A 24,331-nucleotide genomic window follows, 5' to 3' on the forward strand; every position below is an offset into this window, starting at 1 on the left:
TGCGACGCGCCCCGCACCCCCGTACGCCGAAGGCCGCACGGAAGCCGGCCATGCCCCCGTTCGCCCCGGCCGCCTGCACCCGGCGTGCGCGGCACCGCACCGCCCCGCCGAGACCCCCGCGCCCCGCACGGCCGGGCCCCCGCAGCCACCGTCCAGGCAGCGCACCGCTGTGTCCGTGCCCGGTCACGCCGCCCTGGGTCCGGCGGGCTCCGGCAGGGACAGGGCGGCCAGGGCCGCGGACGCGGCGGCGGACGCCCTCAGGTCGAGGCGGGAACTGGTCCCGCGGGCCCGGTGGCGCAGTTCGTCGGCGGCCAGGGTGAGCAGATGCGGCAGCAGGTCGGTGCAGCGGCGGGCCACCCAGCCGGTACCCGCCGTGGCCAGCCACCTCAGGCTCGCCGCCCGGGTGGGCGCCGGGAACTCGGGGTCGGCCGAGGGCGCGGGACCGGTCGCCAGGCCGGCCCCGGCGAGCAGGGCGTGGAAGTGGACCGCGAGCCGGCGGTGCCCGCGCTCGCCGGGGTGGAGCCGGTCGGCGCTCCACATCGCACGGTCGGCGACCCACTCCCCCGCGTCGGCGTGCAGGTGCACCGCGCCGTACCGGTCGGACAGGGCGTGCACGACGGCGTTGACCGCGCGCTGCCGCCGTGCCAGGGGGAGGGCCAGCGCTCCGGGCAGGCCGAGCATCGCGCCCGGGTCGGGCAGGCATGCCGTGAGCAGGACGGCGCCCTGTCCGGCGAGTGCCGCGTAGACCCGGTCGAGCCGGGCGGCCACGGCCTGGATGTCGAAGGTGCGGCGCAGCGTGTCGTTGACGCCGACGACCACGGACGCGAGGTCCGGGCGCAGGGTGAGGGCGGCGGGCAACTGCCGCTCCCCGACGTCGCCGCTCTGGGCGCCGCTGACGGCCAGGTTGGTGAACTCCACCGGCCCCGGGGCGAGTCCGCCGGACAGCAGGGCGGCCCAGCCCCGCCACCCGTCGCCCGCGGGGTCGCCCACCCCCTCGGTCAGCGAGTCGCCGAGGGCGACGAACCGGACGGGTCTCATGCCACGCCCTGCCGCACGGTGCGGGCGGCGGGCAGCGGCGCGTCGTGGGCGCCGAGGAACGCCTCCACGGAGGCGGCCCATCCGAAGCACTCGGCACGCGCGCGTGCCGCCTCGCGCCGCCCGTGCTCCGGCCGGTCCAGCAGCGACTCCACGGCGTCCGCGAAGGCCGCGCCGTGGTCGGCGGCGACCGCGCCGGCCGGTCCGACGACCTCCGGCAGCGCCGAGGAGGCGCTCGCCACGACGGGTGTGCCGCAGGCCATCGCCTCCAGCGCGGCGAGCCCGAAGGTCTCGGCGGGCCCCGGTGCCAGGCACACGTCCGCGGAGGCCTGCAGGGCGCCCAGCAACTCGCGGTCGGCGACATGGCCGAGGAAGCGGACCGGCAGCCCCTGCTCGCCGGCGCGCTGCTCCAGGCGGGCCCGCAGCGGGCCGTCGCCGGCGACCACCAGCACCGCGGGCCGCCCGCGGCGCCGCAGTGCCGCCAGCGCGTCGAGCGCCGTCCCGGGCCGCTTCTCCACGGACAGCCGCGAGCACATCACCAGCAGCGTCTCGCCGGTACGGGCGTGCCGGGCCCGCAGGGCGCCGTCCCGCAGCGCGGGGTGGCGGGCCGCGAGGTCGACGCCGAGCGGGGCGCGCACGACGTTGCGCGCCCCGATGCGCACGAACTCGCGCTCGGCGAACTCGGTGGTGCACACGACGCGCGCGTAGGTGTGCGCGGTACGGGTGTTGAGGGCGTCGGCGGTCCGGCGCGACAGGCCCTCGGGCAGGCCCCAGGTGCGCAGGACGCCGTCGGCCGTCTCGTGGGACACCATCGCGGCCGGGACCCGCGCCCGCCGGGCCCACACCCCGGTCCATCGCAGCGTGGTGCGGTCGGAGACCTCCAGGCGGTCCGGGCCGAGCTCCTCCAGCAGGGCGGTCAGGCGGCGGCGGTCGGTGAGGACGCGGTATCCGCCGGTGCCCGGCAGCAGGCGTCCGGGCAGCGTGAGCACGCGGCCCTGGTCGGTCTCCCGGTCGGAGTACCGGTCGGCGGGCACGACCAGGACCGGTTCGTGGCCGGCCGCCCGGTAGCCGCGGCCCAGTTCGCGCAGGGCGGTGCGCAGGCCGCCGGAGGTGGGGGCGACGAAGTTGGCGAGGCGGACGATGCGCAGGGAGCCGTTCATGCGGCCACCGCCGTCCGCCGGCCGGCGAGGACGTCCTCGTAGTGGGCGATGAGCTGGTCACCGACGGCCGCCCAGGTGCGGTCCTCGACGGCGGCGCGGGCCGCGGTGCCGAACGCGCTCCGCAGGGCTGGGTCCGCGATCAGGGCGGCGACGGCGTCGCGGACCGCGTCCGCGTCGTGCGGCGGGACGAGGAAGCCGGTGCGGCCGTGGCCGACCAGGTCGATCGGGCCGCCCGCGGCGGGTGCCACGACGGGCACTCCGCTGGCCATGGCCTCCTGCACGGTCTGGCAGAAGGTCTCGAACGGGCCGGTGTGCGCGAAGACGTCCAACGAGGCGAAGACGCGGGCGAGTTCCTCGCCGGTGCGGCGGCCGAGGAAGACGGCTCCGGGCAGGGAGTCGGTCAGTCCGGGCAGGCTCGGGCCGTCCCCGACCACCACGACGCGCACGCCGGGCAGCCGGCAGACGCCGGCGAGGAGTTCGACGTGCTTCTCCGGGGCGAGCCGGCCGACGTAGCCGACGAGCAGTTCCCCGTCGGGGGCGAGTTCGCGGCGGAGCGCCTCGTCACGGTGGCCGGGGCGGAAGCGGACGGTGTCCACGCCACGGCGCCACAGTCTGACCCGGGGCACGCCGTGCGCCTCGAGGTCGTCCCGGGCGGCGCTGGAGGGGGCGAGGGTGAGGTCGGCGGCGGCGTGGACGGAGCGGATGCGGCGCCATGCGGCCGCCTCGCCCGCGCCCATGTAGGTGCGGGCGTAGCCGGCCAGGTCGGTCTGGTAGACGGCCACGGCGGGGATGCCGAGCCGGGTGGCGGCGGCCATGCCGCGGACGCCGAGCACGAAGGGCCCCGCCAGGTGGACGACGTCGGCGCGGTGCTCGGTGAGCGCCGCGGCGACGCGCCGGCTGGGCAGGGCGACCCGGACCTGGGGGTAGCCGGGGAGGGGCAGGGAGGGGACCCGGACGACGGGACAGGGCGCCGGGGCGTCGGGTTCCGCTCCGGCGGCGCTCGCCGGGGCGACGACGAGGGGAGCGTGACCGCGCTCGACGAGGTGCCGGGCGGTCTGGAGCGCGCAGTGGGCCACGCCGTTCACATCGGGGGGAAAGGATTCGGTCACGATGACGACTCGCATACCGGTGTTCTCGCCGTACCGGACGTGGCCGCGTCAACGTCGATCTTTCCGGACGGGGAACGCCCCGTGAGCGTTGTGCTGCCCGACCGGGCGAGTCGGCCCGCGTCCACGTACTCCTGACGCCCGGGTCGCCGCCCGTTCACGCGGGGCGGTGCGGGCCCGCCCGCCGGCCCCTCGACGCGGGCCCGGTCCGGACGTTCGGTCGAGCGCGCCCCGGCGCCTGGGCCGGTCCCCCGGGCGGGCGCGGCGACACGCGCCCTCAACGGGCCCGCCCGACGCCCGGCGCGTTCCGCACTCACCCCGCGCGGGCGACCGGAGTCAGCCCGGCCGGCGGGCCCGCCCTCGCGTGAGCGGGCGCCCCCGCTCACGCGAGGGGCACGTCCGGCCCGATCCGGCTGCGTACGGCCGTCTGCACCTCGGCCTCCTCCGCCGGATCCGCCGCGAGGCGGCGGAGCCGGTCCACCACACGGGCGTCGCCCGTCTCGGCGTGCCGGGCGGCGAGTTCGCGGGTGGTCTCCTCGCAGTCCCAGAGGCACTCGACGGCGAAGCCGGCGGCGAAGGACGGATCGGTGGCGGCGAGGGCGCGGGCGGCCCGGCCGCGCAGATGGGAGGAGGCGGTCTCGCGGTAGACGTGGCGCAGGACCGGGGCGGCACAGGTGATGCCGAGGCGTCCGGTGCCGTCGACCAGGGTCCACAGGGTGGCGGCGTCGGGCCCCTCGCTCCGTACGGCGTCCCGGAGCGCGGCGAGGACGGCGTCGCGGTCCCGGGTGCCGCCGCGACAGGCCAGGACGCGTCCGGCGGCGGCGCCCAGCGGATCGGGCCGGCGGGCCCAGCCGCGGGCCCGTTCGACGGCGGCGGAGCCGCGCATCCGCTCGAAGGCGTCGACCGCGGCCTCCACCACGGCGCCGGAGCCGTCGGCGAACGCGGCCTCGATCAGGTCGAGGGCGCCGGGGTCGTCGCAGTCGGCGAGATAGCGCAGGGCGGTGCAGCGGGCTCCGTCGTCGCCCAGGCGGGCGGCCCGGATGATCTCGGGCCGGTCCTCGGGGCCGGCGACGGCGACCAGGCAGCGGGCGGCGGGGACGTGCAGGGCGGCGCCCCGTTCGAGGCCCTGCCGGGCCCACTCGAACACGGCCTGCACGCTCCAGCCGGGGCGGGGCCCGGTGGGGCGCATCTGCCGCTGCCAGCGGTCGAAGCAGCCGGCCTCGTGAGCGGTGCGCACCCGGCTGGCGATCGCCTCGCGCGGGTCCTCGGCCCACAGCCGCCACGGCCGCGGTTCGAAGGCGTCGCGCACGGTGGCGGCCAGTTCGGCGTCGCCCTCGGCGTCGGCCGGGAAGCGGGCGAGGACGGGTGCCGCGAGGGCGCGCAGCGCGGTGTCGTCGTCGCGCAGCGCCAGCTCGTCCAGGGCCCAGGCCCAGTTCGAGCCGGTGGCGGCGTACCGCCGCAGCAGGGCGAGCGCGTCGGCCCTGCCGTAGGAGGCGAGATGGCCGAGCACGGCGAGCGCGAGGCCGGTGCGCGACTCGTCGGTGTCGAGGACGTCCTCGGGGTCGAAGAGGTGCGCCTCGACGGCGTCCAGCCCTCCGTGGAGGTCGAGGAAGAGCCGGGCGTAGTAGAGGGAGCGGTTCTCCACCTGCCAGTCGTGGCGGGGGTCGTGGAGCACGCAGTGCTCGAGGGCCGCGAGCGCTTCGGCGCGCGGGGCGGTGAGCGCGTGCAGCGTGCCGTCGCCGCGGCCCCGCTGGAGCAGGCCGAGCAGCGTGCCGCTGGGCGCTATGACCGGATCGAACATGGGAAGATGCCTCACATCAAGCGTCGACGCAACCGGGGAACACGCACTACCTGGCCGCGTGACGACACGTCGGGGCGCCCGCCGACTTCTGCTTGCTGTAGACCATCTTCCTCTGCCTCTCGTTGGTGGCCCGTGCGGACCGCATCACGGCCCGCGCGGTGCGGCACCACCTGCCCGGCCGTCGCGTCCGTGAATCACGACGTCATGATGACCCGGGCCGTGGGCTGCCGCGACCGAAATTTCCGGCGGCCTGTTACCGCCTCCCCCGTTTTCCGTGCCGTGACTGGTCAGAGGGGCCGTCCTCGTGGTGCACGGCCCCCGGGTTCAGTGCTCGCCGAAGAGTTCCAGCAGTTCCGTGCGGGCGAACATGCGGGCCGTGTCGACGGCCGACGGCGTGCCCGCGTGGGGGTCCGCGCCGGCTTCCAGGAGCGCCTTGATGACGTCCTGCTCGTCCTTGAAGACCGCTCCGGCGAGGGGGGTCTGCCCCCGGTCGTTGACGCGGTCGGCGTCGGCGCCGCGGGCCAGGAGGGCGCGGACCGCGTCGGCGTGGCCGTGGTAGGCGGCGAGCATCACGAGGCAGTCGCCGCGGTCGTTGGTCAGGCCGGCCGGGACGCCCGCGTCCACGTAGGCCACGAGTGCCTCGGTCCGGCCCCGGCGGGCCAGATCGAAGACCTTCGTCGCCAGCTCCACGACCTCGGGGTCGGGGGCTTCACTCATCGGCCGGACCGCCTCTCACTGCGAGCGCTGGGACCGGTCGTCCGTGGGTCCGGACGCCGGGGTCTTGAGGGGAGCAAGCGTACGGCGCGAGCGGTGCGCGTCCGTACGGGTGAACCGCCAGCGTACTGGCTCGTGCGGCACATGCCGCAGGGCGGCCGAGGTAGAGATCATGACAGACACGGGCTGCCGGACGGCTGCCGTCGCGCGGACCCCACCGGGTCCACCGGACGGGTTAAATCAGGCGAAATTCACCCGTTTGCACCTTTTATCCTATAGATACATGCTGTGATGATGGAAGAACTCAGGGTGACTGTCCCCTCTGACACCGGGAGCCCTCACATGATCCTCTCCATCTCCGGCGTGGTGCTGCTCGGCACCGTCGTCTTCATCTTCTTCCGCAAGGACGGACTGAAGCCCTCGCACGCGTGCACGTCGATGCTGTTCGGCTTCTACCTGTCCAGCACGGCCATCGCCCCGAGCATCAAGGCGGGCGGCGAGAGCCTGGCCAGCCTGCTCGGCGGCATGAGGTTCTGACGCCTCCCGTCCCGCCCGCCCGCACACCCAGGAGGCAGCAGTGGCCCGGCGCCCCCTCCCCCGCATTCTCAGCACAGGCAGCGCCCAGCTCGCCCGGAGCCGTGAGCTGGCCCGGACGGCGGCCGACGGGGCCACCGACGTCCTCCATCCGCTCATCACCCTCACGCGTGGTCTGCGCCGGCTGGCCTCCGCCGGACGGCGCAGATGGGCGGACACCCCCAAGGACCGGCGGGGGCCAGTGCTGTTCCTGGTCGCCTCGGTGATCCTCGTGGTGGCACTGGTGCCGTACGGCCCCCTGCTCGCCGCCGCCGTCCTGATGGGCGCGGCCGCCTGGCACGGACGCGACCGCGCCGCCCCGGAGCCGGACGGCCCCGACGAGTCCCACGTCGAGCGGCTGCGGTCGCTGTTCGAGGCCCTGGTCCCGTACTTCGCCGCCGCCGAGGACCCGGCGCCGCTCTACGCCCACGGCGGCGAGTGGGAGAAGGCGTTCCCGTCCTACGAGTTCGACGACACGGGCCGGCTGTCCCGCCTGCTGGTCCGCTACCCTGCGTACTTCACCGACGGCGAGCCCGAGTCCCGGTCCCGGATCGAGCAGCTGCTGACCGCGAAGTGCGGGCGCGGCCGCGAGTACCTCTTCGCCTGGCACGAGGAGAGCAACGAGCTGGCGGTGACCGTCCTCGCCCCGCTGCCGACCGACATCGCCGCCCAGCGGTTCGTCACCGCGCCGGGCGAGACGGTGCTCGGCTTCACGGACCCGCACGAGGTGCAGCGCACGCTCCCCCTCACCTACGGCGAGGAGCAGCGCGACGTGCCGCCCGTCGTCTGGCGGACCGGGCTGCGCTCCACCGAGCCGCACCTGCTGGCGATGGGCCAGCCCGGTAGCGGCACCTCCACCCTCCTGCGGTCCGTCGCGCTCCAGGCGCTCCGGCACGGCGACGTGCTCGTCGTCGACGGCGGCGGCACCGGCGAGTACACCTGCCTGACCGGCCGGGACGGCGTGCTGGCGGTCGAGTGCGGGCTGGCCGGGGTGCTGGCCAGCCTGGAGTGGGCCGCGACCGAGACCGAGCGGCGGCTGCTCTCCGTCAACCGGGCCCGCCAGGCCGGCCATCCACCGCCGGAGGACACCAAACGGCCGCTGTGGCTGCTGCTCGACCGGCCCACCGCCTTCACGCATCTGGCCGGGGCGGACGGCCGCAAGGACCCGCAGGCGCTGCTCCAGGTACCGCTGCGCCACGGCCGCGCGGTCGGCGTCACGGTCGTGGTGGCCGACCAGTTCGACCACGCGGACGCGCTCGGCGAGGCGGTGCGGCAGCACACCCGCGCGCGGGTGGTGCTCGGCCCCGCCACGGCCGAGCAGCTCAAGGCGGTCCTGGGCGCTCCGCCGCACACGACGCCCCTCTCCGCGGTCCCGCCGGGGCGGGGCTACGCCCGGCTGGGCACGGGCGCCGTGCACCGCCTCCAGGTCCCCGCGACCCCCGACCCGTACGACGACGCGACGAGCGACGCGCATCGGCAGGCCGTGCTGGACCTGCTGCCGCCGCGGACGACGCCGGCCGACGGGGAGACGGTGCCCGAGCCCGCGGTGGACATGACGAAGACGGCGGTTCCGGAGCCCTCGTAGGCCCTGCCCCGCCGGTGCGCCCGGCCGGGCCCCCGTCCCGGGGTCCGGCCGGGCGCGCCGGTGTCAGGCCACGAAGGTGCGGGGTGTCTCACCGCCGCCGGACAGTCCGCTCTCCACCAGCCGGGAGGCCGCCGCCAGCCGGACCGCCGCCTCGTCGGCCACCGCTCCCCCGACGGTGAACGGCAGGCGCACGTACCCCTCGAAGGCGCCGTCGACACCGAAGCGCGGGCCGGACGGGACGCGCACCCCGACCCGCTCGCCCGCCTCGGCGAGCCGCGAGCCGGACAGGCCGCCGGTGCGCACCCACAGGGTGAGTCCGCCGGCGGGCACCTCGAACTGCCAGTCGGGCAGCTCCCGCCGCACGGCCGCGACCAGCGCGTCCCGGTTCTCCCGGGCCTGCTCGCGGCGGATCCGCACCGCCTCCTCCCAGCCGCCGGTGCTGAAGAGCCAGTTGACGGCGAGCTGTTCCAGGACGGGGGTGCCGAGGTCGGCGTAGGCCCGCGCGGCGACGAGGCTGCGGATCACGTCGGGGGCCGCCCGGACCCAGCCGATGCGCATGCCGGCCCAGAAGGCCTTGCTGGCCGATCCGACCGTGATGACCGTGGACCCGGCGGGGTCGAACCCGCACACCGGCCCCGGCATCCGCAGCTCCGGGTCCAGGTGCAGCTCGCTCATGGTCTCGTCGACGACGAGCACGGTCCCCGCCGAGCGGGCCGCTTCGACCAGGCGGCGCCGCTGGTCCTCGTCGGCGAGCGCGCCGGTCGGGTTGTGGAAGTCGGCGACGACGTAGGCGAGCCGGGGCGCGGCCTCGCGCAGCACCTGGCGCCAGCGGTCGAGATCCCAGCCGCCGAGGCCCTCGGCCATTGCCACCGGCACCAGCCGGGCGCCCGCCTCCCGCATCAGCTGGAGGATGTTGGCGTAGCTCGGCGACTCCACGGCGATGCGCTCGCCGCGGCCGCCGAACAGATGGCAGATGGCGTCGATGGCGCCCATGGCCCCGGTGGTGACCATGATCTGCTCGGGCATGGTGGGGATGCCCCGGGCGGTGTACCGCTCGGCGATCATCGCCCGCAGCGCGGGCAGTCCGGCCGGATAGTCGCCGTGGGTGTGGGCGTACGGCGGCAGTTCCTCCAGGGCGCCCTGGACGGCCCGGGTGAGCCAGGGCTCCGGGGCCGGGAGGGCGGCGCAGCCGAGGTCGATCACCGAGCCCAGCGCCTCCGGCGGGAGCGGTTCGAGGCCCCGCGCGGGCAGCGGGTTGCCCGCCGGCACCGCGGTCCAGCTGCCCGCCCCGCGCCGGGACTCCAGGAAGCCCTCGGTGCGCAGCGCCTCGTAGGCGGCGGCGACGGTGGTGCGGCTGACGGACAGGGCGACGGCCAGCTCCCGCTCGGCGGGCAGCCGGGCCGCCACCGGCACCCGGCCCTCGAGCACCAGGAGCCGGATCCCGTCGGCCAGCGCACGGTAGGCGGGAGGGCGGCGGGCCCCGGGGCCCGCCGGGCGGTCCTGCTGCGAGTTGAGCAGCCGCGCGAGCTGGGTGGCACCCATCGCCGAGGTCCACTGCCCCATGTCTACCAGTCCACCTTCCCCGAATTGGCCCTGGATGGCTTCTCGCCTCAAGCCACAGAGTGTCATGCACCAGGCCACTACCACCACCCAGGGGGCTCACTGTGTCCATACGGCACCGGTTCGACAGGCTCGGCCGGCTCGGTCCACGGCTGATCCGGCTCTACGCGGGCCTCTCGCTGTACGGCGCCAGCTCCGCCCTGCTCGTCGCGGCGGGTCTCGGCCTGGGGCCGTGGAACGTCCTGCACCAGGGCCTGGCCGAGCTGACCGGCCTGACGATCGGCACGGTGTCGATCGTGGTGGGGGCGGCGGTGCTGCTGCTGTGGATCCCGCTGCGCCAGCGGCCGGGCCTCGGCACGGTGTCGAACGTCCTGGTGGTCGGCCTCGCGATGGACGGCACCCTCGCCCTGCTGCCGGCGGTGCACTCCCTGCTCGTGCGGGTGCCCCTGCTCGCGGCGGGCGTGGTCCTCAACGGCGCGGCCACCGGCCTCTACATCGGCGCGCGCCTCGGCCCGGGCCCCCGGGACGGCCTGATGACCGGGCTGCACCGGCGCACCGGGCACTCGATCCGCCTGATGCGCACCGCCCTGGAGGTCGCGGTGGTCTCCGTCGGCTTCACGCTCGGCGGCACCGTCGGGATCGGCACGGTGCTCTACGCGGTCGCCATCGGCCCGCTGGCCCAGTTCTTCCTGCGGGTGTTCGACGTCCCGGCGGCATCCGAGGGCAGCACCGTCGTTGCCACCGGGACACCCGCCCGGGCGATACTGCGTCGGTGAGCACCCTCGTACGCCACCCCTACCTGGACCATCCGGGCCCGCTGGCCTTCGCCCACCGCGGCGGGGCCGCCGACGGACTCGAGAACACCGCGGCGCAGTTCCGCCGCGCGCTCGCGCTGGGCTACCGCTACCTGGAGACCGACGTGCACGCGACGGCGGACGGCCGGCTCGTCGCCTTCCACGATCCGACCCTGGACCGGGTGACCGACGGCGCGGGCCGGATCGCGGACCTGCCGTGGGAGACCGTGGCGCAGGCCCGCGTCGGCGGCCGGGAGCCGGTGCCGCTCCTCGAGGAACTGCTGGAGACCTTCCCCGGCGCGCGCTGGAACGTGGACGTGAAGGCGGAGCCCGCGCTCCGGCCGCTGCTGGAGCTGATCGAGCGGGCGGACGCGTGGGACCGGGTCTGCGTCGGCTCGTTCTCCGAGGCGCGCGTGGCCCGGGCGCAGCGGCTGGCCGGCCCCCGCCTGGCCACCTCGTACGGCGTGCGCGGGGTGCTGGGGCTGCGGCTGCGCTCCTGGGGGCTGCCCGTCGCGGCGCGCCGCTCGGCCGTCGCCGCGCAGGTCCCGGTCGCGCAGTCCGGGGTCCCGGTGGTGGACGCGCGGTTCGTGCGCGCCGCCCATGCGCGGGGACTGCAGGTGCACGTCTGGACGGTCAACGAGCCCGAACCGATGCACCGGCTCCTGGACCTCGGGGTCGATGGCATCATGACCGACCACATCGACACGTTGCGCGCGGTGCTCCAGCAGCGGGGCGTCTGGGCCTGAGGCCAGGCCCCGGCCGGCGGCGGGCGCACTCAGGCGGGGAAGAGGGGGCACGGGTGGGCACCGGCACCGTGCGGGCACAGGGGGCGGACGAGGCCGCCGAGCGGCGGCGCGAGCAGCGCGGCTGGTACTTCTACGACTGGGCGTGCTCGGTCTACTCCACGAGCGTGCTGACGGTGTTCCTCGGCCCCTACCTCACCTCGGTGGCCGAGTCGGCGGCGGACCCGGAGGGGTTCGTGCACCCGCTGGGCGTCCCGGTGCGGGCGGGGTCGTTCTTCGCGTACTGCGTCTCGGCGTCCGTGGTGCTGGCGATCGTCCTGATGCCGGTCGCCGGCGCGGCGGCCGACCGCACCGGCCGGCGCAAGCCGCTGCTGGCGGCCGCCGCGTACACCGGCGCCACCGCGACCACCGGCCTGTTCCTCCTGGACGGGCACCGCTACCTGCTGGGCGGCGCCCTGCTGATCGTCGCCAACGCCTCCGTGGCCGTGTCGATGGTGCTCTACAACTCCTACCTCCCGCAGATCGCCCCGCCCGAGGAGCGCGACGCGGTGTCCTCCCGCGGCTGGGCCTTCGGCTACGCCGCCGGGTCCCTGGTGCTGGTCGGCGACCTGGTGCTGTTCACCGCGCACGACTCCTTCGGGCTCACGGAGGGAGAGGCGGTGCGGATCTGCCTCGCCTCGGCCGGTCTGTGGTGGGGGGCCTTCACGCTCGTGCCGCTGCGGCGGCTGAGGGACCGGCTCCGGACGCCCGCGGCGGCCCCGGCGCACGGCTGGCGGCAACTGGCGGCGACCCTGCGCGACATGCGGGGCAAGCCGCTGACCCTGGCGTTCCTGCTCGCCTACCTCGTCTACAACGACGGCATCCAGACGGTGATCTCCCAGGCGTCGGTCTACGGCTCCGAGGAGCTGGGCCTGAGCCAGTCGACCCTCATCGCGGCGGTGCTGATGGTGCAGGTGCTGGCGGTGGCGGGGGCGCTCGGGATGGGCCGGCTGGCCCGTCGGTACGGGGCGCAGCGCACGGTCCTGGGATCGCTGGTCGCCTGGACGCTCACCCTGGGCGCCGGATACTTCCTGCCCGCCGGGGCGCCGGTGGGGTTCTTCGCACTGGCCGCCTGCATCGGGCTGGTCCTCGGCGGCAGCCAGGCGCTCTCCCGCTCGCTGTTCTCGCACATGGTCCCGCCCGGCAAGGAGGCCGAGTACTTCTCCGCGTACGAGATGAGCGACCGGGGCATGAGCTGGCTCGGGCCGCTGCTGTTCGGCCTCACCTATCAGGTGACGGGCAGCTATCGTGACGCGATCATCTCTTTGGTGGTCTTCTTCGCCGTCGGATTCGTCCTGCTCGCCCGGGTTCCGGTACGGCGTGCGATCGGCGACGCGGGGAATCCGGTCCCTGATCGGATTTAGCACTCGAGACGAAAGGGCGGTAGTGTACGCGTTTGGCCCGCCAGGCGTACCGTTACTGCGCGTCAAAGATGCCGAAACGCTGGGTGACATCTACTAGTAGATGTGACAAACCGGGCGCCGGTGGGTACTGCACTGGTTGACAAGGCTGCGGCTACGACGGCGACGCATGGCCCGGAACGGGACTTCGGGACGGGAATCTTTACCGCCGACCGGACGTTGACCGGATGACGACGACAGCGACACCTGTCCTGTGGGCGACAAGCCCGGGAGGCACGATTCATGAGTGAGCGAGCTCTTCGCGGCACGCGCCTCGTGGTGACCAGCTACGAGACCGACCGCGGTATCGACCTGGCTCCACGCCAGGCCGTGGAGTACGCATGCGAGAAGGGGCACCGCTTCGAGATGCCCTTCTCGGTCGAGGCGGAGATCCCGCCGGAGTGGGAGTGCAAGGTCTGTGGGGCCCCGGCGCTTCTGGTGGACGGCGACGGCCCTGAGGAGAAGAAGGGCAAGCCCGCGCGTACCCACTGGGACATGCTGATGGAGCGGCGCACCCGCGAGGAACTCGAGGAAGTCCTCGAGGAGCGCCTGGCGGTGCTGCGCTCCGGCGCGATGAACATCGCCGTCCATCCCCGGGACAGCCGCAAGTCGGCCTAGCCCCGGAGGGGCGGCCGGTCCGCCGCACGCCCCATGACCGCGGGCGCCGTACGTGCACGACGTACGGCGCCCGCGGTCTTTGCGTGTGCCGGGAGAGCGCCGCCGGAGCCCGGTGGGTGGCACCGGCCGTCAGCGGTTCAGCGGCGGGTACTGCTCCCGGGGCGGGTCCGCGGGAGCGTCCCGGACGACCTCGCCCTGGACGACCTTGCCGTCCGGGCGGTGCATGCGGGCCTGCTGGAAGACGTCTCCGAAGCTGCCCGGCGCGGCCGCGCGCAGTCGGCTCTCGACCGTCCGCTCCGTAAGGCGGCCGACGGCCCCGCGCACCGGGGGGATCAGCAGGAGCAGGCCGGCCAGGTCCGAGAGCAGGCCGGGAAGGATCAGCAGGAGGCCGGCCAGCATGGTCAGGCCGCTGCCGCCGCCCTCGGCCGGGGTGCCGCCGCGCTGCACCGCCTCGCTCAGTCTGCGGAAGGCGCGCCGCCCGGCCCGCTTGACCACGCCCGCACCCAGCACGGCCCCGGCGAGCAGCAGCAGGAGGACGGTGAGGCCGCCCGCCCGGTCCGCGACCAGCGTGAGCAGCCAGATCTCCAGCACCAGCCACACGGCCACGCCCAGCGGCAGGTACCGGCTCGGGCGGGAGCGCCGGGGCGGACGGGCTGAGTGCGGGCTGGTCGGAGCGCCTGTCGTCATGCTCCCAGTGTGCCTGGACCGGTCTCAGCGCGGGATAAGCGGGCACGAACGGGCCGCCCCACCGGGAAGTCGCTGGGGCGGGTCCGCACAGTCCCGCCCGCGTCGCGACGCCCGGCACGCTCCATCGAGGTCTTCGAGTCAGGAGCACCCTCTCCTCGCCGCACCGGCCGAAAGCCCGAATACGCCCCGTACGAAGGCATCCGACCGGCACTCCCCCGAGTTCTTCGAGCAGGGAGGACCCCCAGAGCACGCTCCGGGCGCCGCGGCGCCCGCCCTGCGGGCGAACGACGCGGCTTTGCGGACACGCCCTAGCGGCGGGTGCGTCCGCCGCGGCCGGTGAGCCTGGTCACCCGCTCCCCCACGCCCCAGGACGTGACCCGCCACAGCGCCTCGACCACGATGTCGCGGCTCATCTTGGAGTCGCCGAGCTCCCGCTCGACGAAGGTGATCGGGACCTCCACCACGTGGAAACCGGCCCGCACGGCCCGCCGGGCGAGGTCGACCTGGAAGCAGTAGCCCTGGGAGGCCACGTCCGCCAGCCCGAGGCCCTCGAGGGTCTCGCGGCGGAAGGCGCGGTAGCCGCCGGTGATGTCCCGGAGGGGAACGTCGAGCATCAGCCGCGAGTAGGTGCTGCCGCCGCGCGAGAGGAACTCGCGCGACTTCGGCCAGTTCACCACCCGGCCGCCCGGCACCCAGCGGGACCCCAGCACCAGGTCGGCGCCCTTGAGCGCGGTCAGCAGCCGGGGCAGCTCCTCCGGCTGGTGGGAGCCGTCGGCGTCCATCTCGACCAGAACGCCGTAGTCGCGCTCCAGGCCCCAGCGGAAGCCCGCGAGGTAGGCGGCGCCGAGGCCCTCCTTGCCCTTGCGGTGCAGCACGTGGACCTGTGCGTCCTCGGCCGCCAGCTCGTCGGCGATCTTGCCGGTGCCGTCGGGGCTGTTGTCGTCGGCCACGAGGACGTGCGCCTCGGGCACGGCCTGCCGCACCCGGCCGATGATGGCCTTGACGTTCTCGGCCTCGTTGTAGGTCGGAATGATCACCAGGGCCGTGCCGAGCGGGCCGTGGTTGCGCTCCCCGGGCTGTGCCGCGCGGGTGCCGTCGCCGTCGTTCACTGCTGCCCCTTCTGTCCGTCTCAGGGGACCACCATAATGGCCGCGGCCTGCGAGGACGTGACGGCACGTTCGTACCGCGGTGTCGATTGGGCAAGAGCGGAGTAAGGCCGCCCTTTTGGGACGTTCCGCGGAGTCCGGGGAACCGGCCGTCCTGCGGATGGGGGCCCGGCGCCCTTCGGGCCGACCTGGGACCCGCTGGCTGCGGACCGACCGAAAGCCGTTGTCTACTGAGCGTCCGGGCCCCACCCGGGTCACACCTTGCCGACCGTCCGAAACGTTCCCCCGCCGACGCGGGCGCTGAGCCTGGCTCCCGGTGGCGGTGACCCGGTGCGGCACACCGTCCCTGACCCAGCGGCGCTGCGACGCGTGCACGGAAGTTCCGCGGCCGGGCGTCCGGTGGTGGACCCGGCAGAACCTACCGGCCTTCCGCCACACCCTGTCAACAGCCGCTTGAACTGCGAAAACACCGAGCCGGGAGGCTGGAGCCCCGAGGATGCGCAGGTCGCGCGACGGGACGGCGGGCGGCCGCGGCCAGCGTGTCGCCCCCGGAGATCACTCGCCCGGCCGTACGAAGACGGTCCGTCCGCCGACGACCGTGCGCAGGCAGACGGGCAGGTCGCGGCCCGGGGTGAGATCCGGCAGGCCGGGGGTGCCGGAGCGCGGGTCGGTCGACCAGCGGGCCACCCGGTCGTCCGGGGCCTGCACGACGAGCTCGCCGGTCCGCCACACGGCGTAGTCCGCGGGGGCCCCCGGCACGAGCACGCCCGCGTCGTCGCGGCCGGCGGCCCGCCAGCCGCCGCGGGTGTGGGCGGTGAACGCGGCCCGGACGGAGACCCGGTGCTCCGGGGTGCGGTGGAAGGCCGCCGCCCGGACCGTGCCCCAGGGGTCGAGCGGGGTGACGGGGCTGTCCGAGCCGAAGGCCAGCGGGACGCCGGCGCGCAGCAGGGCCGCGAAGGGATTCAGGGTGGCCGCCCGCTCCGCGCCGAGGCGCTCGGCGTACATGCCGTCCGGGCCGCCCCACAGGGCGTCGAAGGCCGGCTGCACGGAGGCCGTGAGGCCCAGCTCGGCGAAGGCGGCCACGGCCTCGGGGGTGAGCATCTCGGCGTGCTCGATCCGGTGCCGGGCGGCCCGGATGCGGGCCGTGCCCACCTTGTCGGCGGCGGCGCGCACGCCCTCGACGACGGCGGTCAGCGCGGCGTCGCCGATGGCGTGGAAGCCCGCCTGGAGACCGGCCTCCGTGCAGGCGACGACGTGGGCGGCGACGGCGTCCGCGTCCAGGTAGGCGGTGCCGCTGTGGCCGGCGTCCGCGTAGGCGCCGTGCAGGCAGGCCGTGTGCGAGCCGATGGAGCCGTCGGCGAAGAGGTCGCCGGCCGCTCCCCGGGCGCCCAGCTCGCGGGCCCGGGCGATGCCCTCCTCGCCCGCCTCGGCCCAGTAGCCGACGACCCGCGGGCCCGGCTCCTCGGCGGCGAGCGCGAGCAGGCCGGCGAGGTCGTCGGCGGAGGAGATGTCCGGTCCGGCGCACTCGTGCACCGAGCCGATGCCGAGGGAGGCCGCACGGGCCAGGGCGGCCCGCTGCGCGGCGGCGCGCCGGGCGGGGGTGACGGCGGCGAACGCGGCGGCGCGCACGGCGTGGTGGGCGTCGGCGGTGAGCGGTCCCTCGCCGCCCGCGGCCGCCCCCGGGACGAGGTCGAGCAGTGCCGTGGTGACGACCGCGGAGTGGACGTCGATCCGGCTGAGGTAGAGGGGGCGGTGGCCGGTGGCCTCGTCGAGCTCGGCGCGCGTGGGCGGACGGCCCCCGGGCCAGCGGGCCGCGTCCCAGCCGTGGCCGAGCAGGACGCGGTCGTGCGGGCGGGCCGCGGCGAACTCCCGCACCGCCGCGAGGGCCGCGGCCAGCGACGGGGCGCCGGACAGGTCCAGGCCGGTCAGCGCGAGCCCCGTGGCCGTGGCGTGGACGTGCGCGTCGGTGAAGGCCGGGGTGACCAGGGCGCCGTCCAGGTCGACCACCTCGTCGACTCCGTCGGCGAAGGCGTCGGCGGCGCCCTCCGAGCCGACCCAGGCCACGTGACCCGCCTCGACGACCATCGCCGTGGCGAACGGGTCGGCGGGGCTGTGGACCTCCCCGCGGCGGAGGAGGACGGTCTGGGGCTCGGCGGTGCGCTCACTCATGGGGAACAGTCTCGCCCCTGCCCGGGACGGCCGGGCACGCAGGTCGATCAGATGCGCGGCGGGCGCGCCTCGTAGGGGGTCGACAGCACCACCGTGGTGCGGGTGGAGACGCCGGCCAGGGACCGCAGCCGGGCCAGCAGCTCCTCCAGCTCGTGCGGGGTGCCGACGCGCACCTTGAGGATGTAGTTCTCGTCCCCGGCGACGCTGTGGCAGGCCTCGATCTCGGGCACGCCGCCCAGGCGGTCGGCGATGTCGTCGGGGGCGCTGGGGTCGAACGGCTTCACCGAGATGAAGGCGGTCATGGGCAGTCCCACCGCCTCCGGGTCGACCACCGCGGCATAGCCGCGGATGACGCCGCGCTGTTCCAGCCGCCGCACCCGCTGGTGCACGGCCGACGTGGACAGGCCCGTGGCCTTGCCCAGGTCGGTGTAGCTCATCCGCCCGTCCTTGACGAGCAGCTGCACGATCTGTCGGTCCAGCTCCTCCATGACGCAAGAACCTACAGGGCCGGTGATCTCCCCGGACACACGGCGGCCCGGTTCGCCGCCGGTGGACGGGGCCCGGGCGGGCCCCGAGCGGGCCGCCCGGGGGTGCGGTGGCGCCGCCGCAGCCACCCCCACCGACCCCATGTGACGAAGGCCACACGTTCGGAGCAGTCTCCGGGATGTCCCCGTGATTACGTCCGAGACCCGGAGGGAAGTGCTTGCTGTGGTCGAGGCCGCAGTGCCTTCACGGCCCAGCCTTAGGGGGAGAATCCCATGCACAGTCTCAAGCGCCCTGGTCGATCCGTGCCCAAGCGGCAGCAGCCGGTCGCCGAGCCCCAGCCGGAGGGCGTCGAACGCGACGTCCTCGACGACGTGGACGGCGACGAGCTCGACGCCTACGACACCTTCGAGATGTACCGGGTGATCTGCCCGGACTGCGCGCAGCCCATCGCCCTGCTGGCGGACGAGGACGTCCTGCCGGAGCACGCGCTGTGCGCCTCGCCGTGGAACCCGTTCGGGCTGTCGGTGTGCACCGGCACCGGCCGCCGTGCCGCCGAAGCCCGGCCGGCGGACGAGTCCTTCGAGCCCCAGGAGCAGGACACCGCCCTGCTCCTGACGCTGCCTCAGGGCCTGGACTGGCGGATGCAGCCCTTCTCGCACGTCGGCGGCCCGGGCTCGCGCCCGATGCGTATGCCGGTGATGCGCCGGGCCGCCTGAGCCGCCCCGCGTCCCTCCCGTACTCCCGGTCCGCACCGCGGCACGCTGCACGCCGTGGCGCGGTTCGGCGTGCCCGGACCGGGGCCCCGGTGCCTCCGGCTCCCCCGTGCGGCGGACCCATGGGACGCACGGCCGATTCCATCCGCCGGTGACCCGGGCGCCCGCGCGCGCGTTGAGCCGGGTATGACTCCCCCGAACACGACCGGGCGTCAACGCCTCATCTTCGTGCCGCCGCCCGCAGAATCGGTTCCGCCGCCTCCGCAGCCGCAGGACCCGCCGATCTACCGCGACCTGATGCGCGCCTGGGCGGACGGGGGCCGCACCCTGCCGGGGCGCCACGACCCGGAATGGGCACGGCTGGCGGCGCCTCCGGCCGGGGCGCGGTCGCTCAGCGGGTCTCCGGACCCGCTAGGTGACGGGCGATGACCATCCGCTGGATCTGGTTGGTGCCCTCGACGATCTGCAGGACCTTGGCCTCGCGCATGTAGCGCTCCGCCGGGAAGTCCGCCGTGTAGCCGTAACCGCCGAGCACCTGCACGGCATCGGTGGTGACCTTCATCGCGGTGTCGGTGCAGAACAGCTTGGCCATGGCCGCCTGGCGGGCGAACGGCCGCCCCGCGTCGCGCAACCGGGCCGCGGCGAGGTAGAGCGCCCGGCCCGCCTCGACCTGGGTCGCCATGTCCGCCAGCAGGAAGCGCAGCCCCTGGAAGTCCGAGATGGGGCGCCCGAACTGCTGCCGGCCGGCCGCGTAGGCCACCGCCTCGTCCAGGGCGGCCTGGGCGACGCCTATCGCGCAGGCCGCGATGCCGAGCCGGCCGGAGTCGAGGGCGGACAGGGCGATGGCGAAGCCCTGCCCCTCCTCGCCCACGCGCCGCTCGTCGGGCACGCGCACCCCGTCGAGGTGGATCTGCGCGGTCGGCGAGCCCTTCAGGCCCATCTTCCGCTCCGGCGCCGCGGCACTGAGGCCCTCCGCGTCGCCGGGCACCAGGAAGGCGGTGATCCCGCGCGCGCCGGCCTCGCCGGTGCGGGCCATCACCGTGTAGAAGTCGGCGATCCCGCCGTGCGTGATCCACGCCTTGGTGCCGGTGAGCACCCAGTCGCCGCCGTCCCGGACCGCCCTGGTGCGCAGCGAGGCGGCGTCGGAGCCGGAGGAGGGCTCGGACAGGGCGTACGCGCCGAGCAGTCCGCCGGTGAGCATCGCGGGCAGGTGCTCGACCTGCTGCTGCTTGGTGCCGTACGTGGCGAGCCCGTAGGCGGCGAGGGTGTGCACGCTCAGACCGAGGCCGACGGTGAGCCGGACCGCTGCCAGCTCCTCGAGCACCTGGAGGTAGACCTCGTAGGGCTGCTCGCCGCCGCCGTACTCGGCGTCGTAGGGCAGGCCGAGCAGGCCCGCCTCCGAGAGCAGGGCGAAGACCTCGCGGGGGAAGCGTCCGGCGTCCTCCTCCTCGGCCGCCTTCGGGGCGATCTCACGCTGCGCGATGTCGCGGACGAGTGAGATCAGATCCCGGGCCTCGTCCGTGGGCAGTTGCCGGTCCACCGGCTGCGGGGCGCGGTCGGGCATGGCGACGCTCTCCTCCCTGTGTCGGGCACGTCGGCGGACGCGCGCCTTGGGTGGAGGCGGCTCCGCCGGGTCGTTCTGGGGACCAGCCGGCGGAGGCTTCTCCGGGTCTCGGAAGCGGCTGACCAGCGGCTGTGCGCTGAGTATGCCCGATTGCGGACACGGAGTCACCAGTTAACGACCGCTTACTTCGGATAAGGATTCACATCATCCCACCGACTCGTGCCCGCGGCCCGTCCAGGGGGTCCGGCCGGGGTGCGGGGTACGGCGGGAGGCGTGCCCGCGGGAGGGGGCGGGCGCCGCTCAGGCGCCGCGGCAGGCGGCGGAGGGGGCCGGGTGGGAGGGGTCCATCTCCCCGACCGCCCGCAGCGCGCCGCCCAGCGTCTTCACGAGCAGGTCGCGCATGGTCTCGCGGGAGAGCCCGGGGCGGTCGATCCAGTCGAGCGTGGCGCCCTCGACGCTGCACACCCAGCTGAGCAGGCCCATCCGGGCCAGCGGGGCGATGGCGGTGCGCCCGTACGCGCCCTCGGCGATGGTCGCGACGATCGCCTCGCGCACCCCGTCCCGGACGGCGTGCACCTCGGCGTCGAAGCCGACGCCGCCGCTGACGATGGTGCGGAAGGCGGCCTGGTTGTGCTCGGCGTAGCGGAGGTAGCCGTCGATGGTGCGCTGCACCCGGTCGACCGGGGGCAGCGCGGCGCCGCCGGCCGCGAAGGCGACCAGGTCGGCCACCGAGTCCTCGATGATCGCCAGGTAGTAGCCGCGCTTGGAGTGGAAGTAGTAGTAGATCAGGCCCTTGGCGACGTGGGCCTGGCGGGCGATGTCGTCCATGGACAGCGCGTCGTAGGAGGTGTCGGCGAACAGCGTGCGCCCGATGGCGATGAGTTCGGCGCGGCGGGCCAGGGAGCGCTGGGTGCCCCGCACCCGGGTCGGAGTACCGGCGGACGCGCGGGCTCGGGGGACGACGGCGTCGCGCTGATGACTCGTGTTCACTTCAGGCCTGTCTCCAACTGGCGGCGGGACAACCGCAGTATGGCAGGCCGGTATGCCTCAGGTCACAGCAGTCCGAGCCGGGTGACGAGCATCGCGGTCACCACGACGAGGACCCATCCCAGGACGTGCTCCAGGTGCCGGGGTCCGTCGCCCTTGGGGCCGCCGGTGCGGACGCGGGCGGCGGTGGCTGACTGTGCGGTCATGGTCTCTCGCAGTGGTCCTCGGGTGCTGACTGGACTTCCCCGCCCCCGCTCCCCACCTTGCCATCGCCGGCGGCCGCAGCGGCGGAGAGCTTGGTCACAGGCGGGGTCCGGTCCCGGCCCAGGTGGAGCACCGGGGCCGGGGCCGTGTCCCGCTTCAGCGCACGCCGACCGCGGCGAGTGCCTGGCGCCGGCGGGCATCGGGAACGGCCGGGAAGTACAGGTAGCAGATGCCGCCGCTGCCGGAGACGGTCTGGCCCGAGGCGTTGTGGCGCTTCGTCCTGAGCCAGACGTTCTCGAACTCGCGGCGGCGGTAGACCCGCCGGACCGCCGAGTCGGCGGGTGCGGCCGGGTCGTTGGCGATCACGTCGCCGTCCGCGGTGAAGCCGACGACCGCCATCAGATGCCCGGCGGTCCCGTAACCGGCGCCGGTCAGTTCGGTCTTGAGGAAGGACTGGGAGGTCATGGCCGGGACCCCGGCCGCGATCAGGGTCTCCAGGTCGGTCAGCGAGCCGAGCCGGGTGACCACGCCCTGCAGGCCGGTGAAGGTGGCCGCGTAGGCGGCGTTGAAGGGCCAGTTGCCGCAGCCCGCGTACTGGTAGTCGTAGGTGTACCGGGCGGCGTTGCAGACCTGCGGGTCGGCGTACGAGGGGTCGACCCAGGCCAGTTGCGCCGCGGTGAGGCGGCCGCCCCAGTACTCGACGGCCATCTGCGTGGAGGTGGGGCTGCACCAGGCCTCGCCCCCGTTGTCGTACTGCGGGTACTGCCCGGCGTGGATCTCCTGCGAGTAGCGCGGGACGGCCAGTTCCCCGGACGCGCCGGGCGTGGAGGCCGGGACGGTGAAGCGGTCCGGGACGTCGGAGACCATGGCGCCCGCCCGCCACACCGTGGGGGTGAGCTTCGTGCCGGGCCTGCGGTACAGGGTGAGGCGCAGGCGGTACGCGGCCAGCCGCAGCCCCGAGGCCGGGGTGTCGATCGCGAAGGTGTCGGTGCCGATGCTGCTGCGGCCGTCGCCCTGCCCGTCGACGGAGGTCCGCCGGATGTCCTGGTCCCCGGCGGCCCAGCGGCCCATCACGTACCAGGGGGTGTCCGTACCGTCGGAGTACGTGCCCCTCAGCTCCACCTGGAGCCAGGTGCCTGCCGGGGTGTGCGCGTTCCAGGAGGCGACCGCCTCGGTACCGGGGACCGGGGGCCGGTGCACGGGCGAGGTCCAGGTGGCGTAGTCCCAGGTCGCGGTCCGGCCGGTGTGCGGGTCGGTGTAGCCGGTGCTGCCCGCGGGGGCGGCGATCACGATGCCGGCCCGCTCGCCGGCGGCGGGGGCGGTGCCCCGGGATTCGCCGCCGCGCCAGTCGGCGGCGGTGGTCCAGCCGCGGTAGTCGACCCGGCGGGCCGGGGCGCGGCCGCCGCGGTGGGTCCCGGCCCGCACGTCGGGATCGGTGTGCGGGACGCCGGCGGCGGCCGCCGGGGCCGCGCCGCCGGCGGCCGTGGCGGTCGCCGCAGCGGCGACCGCGGCGGCCAGGACGGTGCGGCGGGTCGGCTGTTCGGCTCTGCTCATGGGTGGGAGACCCCCAGTGTCCGAGTCGGGGCGGGTCCGTGCACGGCAATGGGCCCACTATGGCCGCGGCGACCGGCCGCGGCCAGCACTTCGGCCTGCGCCACGCCCACCAATATTGGTCTCCGCCACTGGCGTGACCCGGGGGAACGCGCCCCGACCGGACGGGGTGTCAGACGACGTCCATGGCGGCGACCTCGTCGGGGCCGCCGTAGCTGACCGGGCCCTGGAAGCGGCGGCGGGCGGTGGCGAACCACCACACCGTGGCCACGATCAGGACGACCGCCAGGGCGATCGGGGCGTAGTTGAAGGAGTCCACGGTGATGGGCGAGGCCTGCGGCAGCATGAAGAGCACGCTGCTGAGCAGGATCCACGTCACGGCCACGACGCCGACGGGGCGGCCCCAGCGGCCCAGGTGCCACGGGCCGGGCCGGAATTCGCCGCCCAGGCGCAGCCGGAGCAGGATCGGCACCGCGTAGGCGAGGAAGAGCCCGACGACGTTGACGCTCACGATGGCGGTGAAGGCGGTGTGCGACCACCAGCCGGGGAGCACCAGCACCACCGAGCAGGCCACTGCCAGCCAGACGGCCTTGACGGGCGTGCGGGTCCGCGGGGAGACCGAGTGCCACCAGCGGGAGCCGGGCATCGCACCGTCCCGGGAGAACGCGAAGATCTGCCGGGTGTTGCTGGTGAGGTTGGCCAGGCCGCAGAAGAGCATGGCCCCGACCACGATCAGCAGCAGCGCCTCGGCGGCGCCGGTGCCGAGGGCGTCGATGAGGATCCGCACGGGCGGCGCGTCGGCGCTCGCGACCTTGTCGTAGTCGCCGATGCTGTGGACGAGGGCGAGCATCAGGATCAGCCCGGTCAGCGCCGACCAGCCGATGGCGCGGACGATGCCCCGGGGGGCGTTGACGGTGGCCCGGACCGTCTCCTCCGACATGTGGAAGCTGCCGTCGAAGCCGGTGAACGTCCAGCTGGTGACGAGCAGGCCGAGCATGCCGCCGTAAAGCCCGTTCGTGAAACCGGTGTTGTTCGCGAAATGCGTGACGAAGGACGCCGGCTGGTGGTGGTCGGGGACCGCGACGAGCGCGGTCACGATCACGACGAGTCCGATCAGCAGCCACCAGACGGAGATCCGGTTCAGCACGGCGACCAGGTGGACCGTGTAGGTGTTGGCCAGGCCCTGGAGCACGATGATCACGGCGGTGATGAGCACCGTCTGGTGGGTGGTCGGGCGGTACGAGGTCCACTGCAGGGCGAGGAACGCCTGGACGAAGGTGGCGGCGGCGTAGCCCGTGGCGGCGGTGCCGCCGACCTGACCGACGAAGTTCAGCCAGCCGGTGAACCACGACCAGGCGCCGCGGTGCCGGCGGGCGAGTTTGCCGGCGGAGAAATACAGCGCGCCGCTCGTCGGATAGGCCGAGGCGACCTCTCCCATCGCGGCGCCGACGAACAGCACCATGACGGACACCCCGATCCAGCCGAACACGAGAATCCGGGGGCCGCCCGCGTTCATGCCGAATCCGAAGGACGAGAAAATACCCGAGATGATGTTGATGATGGTGAAGGAGATGGCGAAATTGTCGAATGCCTGGAAACGCCGTGTGAGTTTTCTGGGATAACCCATCGCGTGCAGGGTCGCGTCGTCGTCGAGCGCGCTCGGGTCCGCGGCGCCGGCGTCGGGGGTGCCGGGTACCGATATCCGTTCGGACACGGGTCGACCTTCCTCTCGGTGG

23 protein-coding genes are annotated in these 24,331 nt (G+C 74.8%); 8 read left to right on the forward strand and 15 right to left on the reverse strand.

The features are described from left to right. Window positions 1-183: 183 nt before the first annotated feature. The 5 genes from P3H78_RS27735 to P3H78_RS27755 all read right to left on the reverse strand — a co-directional run bounded on the left by P3H78_RS27735 (window position 184) and on the right by P3H78_RS27755 (window position 5,819). On the reverse strand, window positions 184-1,038 hold the full coding sequence (locus P3H78_RS27735) for an SGNH/GDSL hydrolase family protein (RefSeq protein WP_276111913.1): 855 nt from the start codon (window positions 1,036-1,038) through the stop codon (window positions 184-186). Next, window positions 1,035-2,195: a glycosyltransferase gene (locus P3H78_RS27740; RefSeq protein WP_276111914.1), complete on the reverse strand. Its 1,161-nt coding sequence runs from the start codon at window positions 2,193-2,195 to the stop codon at window positions 1,035-1,037. Before P3H78_RS27740 ends, P3H78_RS27735 begins: the two co-directional genes overlap by 4 nt. After that, complete coding sequence (locus P3H78_RS27745; protein WP_276111915.1) at window positions 2,192-3,319, reverse strand: glycosyltransferase family 4 protein; 1,128 nt, start codon at window positions 3,317-3,319, stop codon at window positions 2,192-2,194. Before P3H78_RS27745 ends, P3H78_RS27740 begins: the two co-directional genes overlap by 4 nt. A gap of 364 nt (window positions 3,320-3,683) precedes the next feature. After that, window positions 3,684-5,102 carry a HEAT repeat domain-containing protein gene (locus P3H78_RS27750; protein WP_276111916.1) on the reverse strand — a complete coding sequence of 473 codons (1,419 nt, stop codon included), beginning with the start codon at window positions 5,100-5,102 and terminating at the stop codon, window positions 3,684-3,686. Between the two features lie 324 nt (window positions 5,103-5,426). Then, window positions 5,427-5,819, reverse strand: coding sequence for an ankyrin repeat domain-containing protein (locus tag P3H78_RS27755; RefSeq protein WP_276111917.1), 393 nt, complete (start codon window positions 5,817-5,819; stop codon window positions 5,427-5,429). Between the two features lie 339 nt (window positions 5,820-6,158). Between P3H78_RS27755 and P3H78_RS27760 the strand changes: the two genes are divergently transcribed. Together P3H78_RS27760 and P3H78_RS27765 are read left to right on the forward strand one after the other, a co-directional pair. After that, entirely contained in the window at window positions 6,159-6,353 is a 195-nt protein-coding gene (locus P3H78_RS27760) for a hypothetical protein (protein ID WP_276111918.1), read from the forward strand. Window positions 6,354-6,393: 40 nt separating this feature from the next. Beyond that, window positions 6,394-7,974, forward strand: coding sequence for a P-loop NTPase family protein (locus P3H78_RS27765; RefSeq protein ID WP_276111919.1), 1,581 nt, complete (start codon window positions 6,394-6,396; stop codon window positions 7,972-7,974). Between the two features lie 63 nt (window positions 7,975-8,037). Here P3H78_RS27765 and P3H78_RS27770 read toward each other — a convergent pair whose 3' ends face one another. Next, window positions 8,038-9,537: an SCO1417 family PLP biosynthesis transcription factor gene (locus P3H78_RS27770; protein ID WP_276111920.1), complete on the reverse strand. Its 1,500-nt coding sequence runs from the start codon at window positions 9,535-9,537 to the stop codon at window positions 8,038-8,040. 101 nt (window positions 9,538-9,638) lie between these two features. Here P3H78_RS27770 and yczE point away from each other — a divergent pair, with 101 nt between their 5' ends. From yczE to P3H78_RS27790, 4 genes are all read left to right on the forward strand, one after another. Further along, complete coding sequence (gene yczE, locus P3H78_RS27775) at window positions 9,639-10,310, forward strand: membrane protein YczE (protein WP_276111921.1); 672 nt, start codon at window positions 9,639-9,641, stop codon at window positions 10,308-10,310. Then, window positions 10,307-11,074 carry a glycerophosphodiester phosphodiesterase family protein gene (locus P3H78_RS27780; protein WP_276111922.1) on the forward strand — a complete coding sequence of 256 codons (768 nt, stop codon included), beginning with the start codon at window positions 10,307-10,309 and terminating at the stop codon, window positions 11,072-11,074. The genes yczE and P3H78_RS27780 overlap by 4 nt, the downstream gene beginning before the upstream one ends. Window positions 11,075-11,127: 53 nt before the next feature. Beyond that, entirely contained in the window at window positions 11,128-12,474 is a 1,347-nt protein-coding gene (locus P3H78_RS27785; protein ID WP_276111923.1) for an MFS transporter, read from the forward strand. 279 nt (window positions 12,475-12,753) lie between these two features. Then, entirely contained in the window at window positions 12,754-13,128 is a 375-nt protein-coding gene (locus P3H78_RS27790) for an RNA polymerase-binding protein RbpA (RefSeq protein WP_071364377.1), read from the forward strand. Window positions 13,129-13,257: 129 nt separating this feature from the next. Here P3H78_RS27790 and fxsA read toward each other — a convergent pair whose 3' ends face one another. The 4 genes from fxsA to P3H78_RS27810 all read right to left on the reverse strand — a co-directional run bounded on the left by fxsA (window position 13,258) and on the right by P3H78_RS27810 (window position 17,578). Continuing rightward, window positions 13,258-13,815: an FxsA family membrane protein gene (fxsA, locus tag P3H78_RS27795; protein ID WP_276111924.1), complete on the reverse strand. Its 558-nt coding sequence runs from the start codon at window positions 13,813-13,815 to the stop codon at window positions 13,258-13,260. A 308-nt stretch (window positions 13,816-14,123) separates the two neighbouring features. Continuing rightward, entirely contained in the window at window positions 14,124-14,924 is an 801-nt protein-coding gene (locus tag P3H78_RS27800; protein WP_276111925.1) for a polyprenol monophosphomannose synthase, read from the reverse strand. Window positions 14,925-15,476: 552 nt separating this feature from the next. Beyond that, window positions 15,477-17,090: an amidohydrolase gene (locus P3H78_RS27805; RefSeq protein ID WP_276111926.1), complete on the reverse strand. Its 1,614-nt coding sequence runs from the start codon at window positions 17,088-17,090 to the stop codon at window positions 15,477-15,479. 47 nt (window positions 17,091-17,137) lie between these two features. After that, window positions 17,138-17,578 carry an Lrp/AsnC family transcriptional regulator gene (locus tag P3H78_RS27810; RefSeq protein WP_276111927.1) on the reverse strand — a complete coding sequence of 147 codons (441 nt, stop codon included), beginning with the start codon at window positions 17,576-17,578 and terminating at the stop codon, window positions 17,138-17,140. Between the two features lie 270 nt (window positions 17,579-17,848). Between P3H78_RS27810 and P3H78_RS27815 the strand changes: the two genes are divergently transcribed. Both P3H78_RS27815 and P3H78_RS33595 read left to right on the forward strand, forming a co-directional pair. Continuing rightward, complete coding sequence (locus tag P3H78_RS27815) at window positions 17,849-18,292, forward strand: hypothetical protein (RefSeq protein ID WP_276111928.1); 444 nt, start codon at window positions 17,849-17,851, stop codon at window positions 18,290-18,292. Between the two features lie 183 nt (window positions 18,293-18,475). Beyond that, the gene (locus P3H78_RS33595; RefSeq protein WP_438828052.1) at window positions 18,476-18,718 is read left to right on the forward strand and encodes a hypothetical protein; all 243 of its coding nucleotides are present in this window, start codon (window positions 18,476-18,478) and stop codon (window positions 18,716-18,718) included. Here the strand turns inward: P3H78_RS33595 and P3H78_RS27820 are convergent. The 5 genes from P3H78_RS27820 to P3H78_RS27840 all read right to left on the reverse strand — a co-directional run bounded on the left by P3H78_RS27820 (window position 18,681) and on the right by P3H78_RS27840 (window position 24,309). Beyond that, the gene (locus tag P3H78_RS27820) at window positions 18,681-19,853 is read right to left on the reverse strand and encodes an acyl-CoA dehydrogenase (protein WP_276111929.1); all 1,173 of its coding nucleotides are present in this window, start codon (window positions 19,851-19,853) and stop codon (window positions 18,681-18,683) included. The genes P3H78_RS33595 and P3H78_RS27820 overlap by 38 nt on opposite strands. A 300-nt stretch (window positions 19,854-20,153) precedes the next feature. Next, window positions 20,154-20,843: a TetR/AcrR family transcriptional regulator gene (locus P3H78_RS27825; protein ID WP_438828053.1), complete on the reverse strand. Its 690-nt coding sequence runs from the start codon at window positions 20,841-20,843 to the stop codon at window positions 20,154-20,156. A 62-nt stretch (window positions 20,844-20,905) separates the two neighbouring features. After that, the gene (locus tag P3H78_RS27830; RefSeq protein WP_276111930.1) at window positions 20,906-21,046 is read right to left on the reverse strand and encodes an SCO1431 family membrane protein; all 141 of its coding nucleotides are present in this window, start codon (window positions 21,044-21,046) and stop codon (window positions 20,906-20,908) included. Window positions 21,047-21,200: 154 nt separating this feature from the next. After that, the gene (locus P3H78_RS27835) at window positions 21,201-22,598 is read right to left on the reverse strand and encodes a C39 family peptidase (RefSeq protein ID WP_276111931.1); all 1,398 of its coding nucleotides are present in this window, start codon (window positions 22,596-22,598) and stop codon (window positions 21,201-21,203) included. Between the two features lie 169 nt (window positions 22,599-22,767). Then, window positions 22,768-24,309, reverse strand: a complete 1,542-nt coding sequence (locus P3H78_RS27840; protein ID WP_438828054.1) for an amino acid permease — start codon at window positions 24,307-24,309, stop codon at window positions 22,768-22,770. Between the last annotated feature and the right edge of the window lie 22 nt (window positions 24,310-24,331).

The organism is Streptomyces tropicalis (assembly GCF_029269835.1).
Taxonomy (GTDB): Bacteria; Actinomycetota; Actinomycetes; order Streptomycetales; family Streptomycetaceae; genus Streptomyces; species Streptomyces tropicalis.

What these genes read in the sequence shown, in the direction of transcription:
- P3H78_RS27755 (WP_276111917.1), bottom strand. Translation starts at nt 5,819, where the DNA reads ATGAGTGAAGCCCCCGACCCCGAGGTCGTGGAGCTGGCGACGAAGGTC.
- P3H78_RS27830 (WP_276111930.1), bottom strand. Translation starts at nt 21,046, where the DNA reads ATGACCGCACAGTCAGCCACCGCCGCCCGCGTCCGCACCGGCGGCCCC.
- fxsA (WP_276111924.1), bottom strand. Translation starts at nt 13,815, where the DNA reads ATGACGACAGGCGCTCCGACCAGCCCGCACTCAGCCCGTCCGCCCCGG.
- P3H78_RS27760 (WP_276111918.1), top strand. Translation starts at nt 6,159, where the DNA reads ATGATCCTCTCCATCTCCGGCGTGGTGCTGCTCGGCACCGTCGTCTTC.
- P3H78_RS27770 (WP_276111920.1), bottom strand. Translation starts at nt 9,537, where the DNA reads ATGGGGCAGTGGACCTCGGCGATGGGTGCCACCCAGCTCGCGCGGCTG.
- P3H78_RS27735 (WP_276111913.1), bottom strand. Translation starts at nt 1,038, where the DNA reads ATGAGACCCGTCCGGTTCGTCGCCCTCGGCGACTCGCTGACCGAGGGG.
- P3H78_RS27790 (WP_071364377.1), top strand. Translation starts at nt 12,754, where the DNA reads ATGAGTGAGCGAGCTCTTCGCGGCACGCGCCTCGTGGTGACCAGCTAC.
- P3H78_RS27810 (WP_276111927.1), bottom strand. Translation starts at nt 17,578, where the DNA reads ATGGAGGAGCTGGACCGACAGATCGTGCAGCTGCTCGTCAAGGACGGG.
- P3H78_RS27835 (WP_276111931.1), bottom strand. Translation starts at nt 22,598, where the DNA reads ATGAGCAGAGCCGAACAGCCGACCCGCCGCACCGTCCTGGCCGCCGCG.
- P3H78_RS27805 (WP_276111926.1), bottom strand. Translation starts at nt 17,090, where the DNA reads ATGAGTGAGCGCACCGCCGAGCCCCAGACCGTCCTCCTCCGCCGCGGG.
- P3H78_RS27750 (WP_276111916.1), bottom strand. Translation starts at nt 5,102, where the DNA reads ATGTTCGATCCGGTCATAGCGCCCAGCGGCACGCTGCTCGGCCTGCTC.
- P3H78_RS33595 (WP_438828052.1), top strand. Translation starts at nt 18,476, where the DNA reads ATGACTCCCCCGAACACGACCGGGCGTCAACGCCTCATCTTCGTGCCG.
- P3H78_RS27740 (WP_276111914.1), bottom strand. Translation starts at nt 2,195, where the DNA reads ATGAACGGCTCCCTGCGCATCGTCCGCCTCGCCAACTTCGTCGCCCCC.
- P3H78_RS27820 (WP_276111929.1), bottom strand. Translation starts at nt 19,853, where the DNA reads ATGCCCGACCGCGCCCCGCAGCCGGTGGACCGGCAACTGCCCACGGAC.
- P3H78_RS27745 (WP_276111915.1), bottom strand. Translation starts at nt 3,319, where the DNA reads ATGCGAGTCGTCATCGTGACCGAATCCTTTCCCCCCGATGTGAACGGC.
- P3H78_RS27815 (WP_276111928.1), top strand. Translation starts at nt 17,849, where the DNA reads ATGCACAGTCTCAAGCGCCCTGGTCGATCCGTGCCCAAGCGGCAGCAG.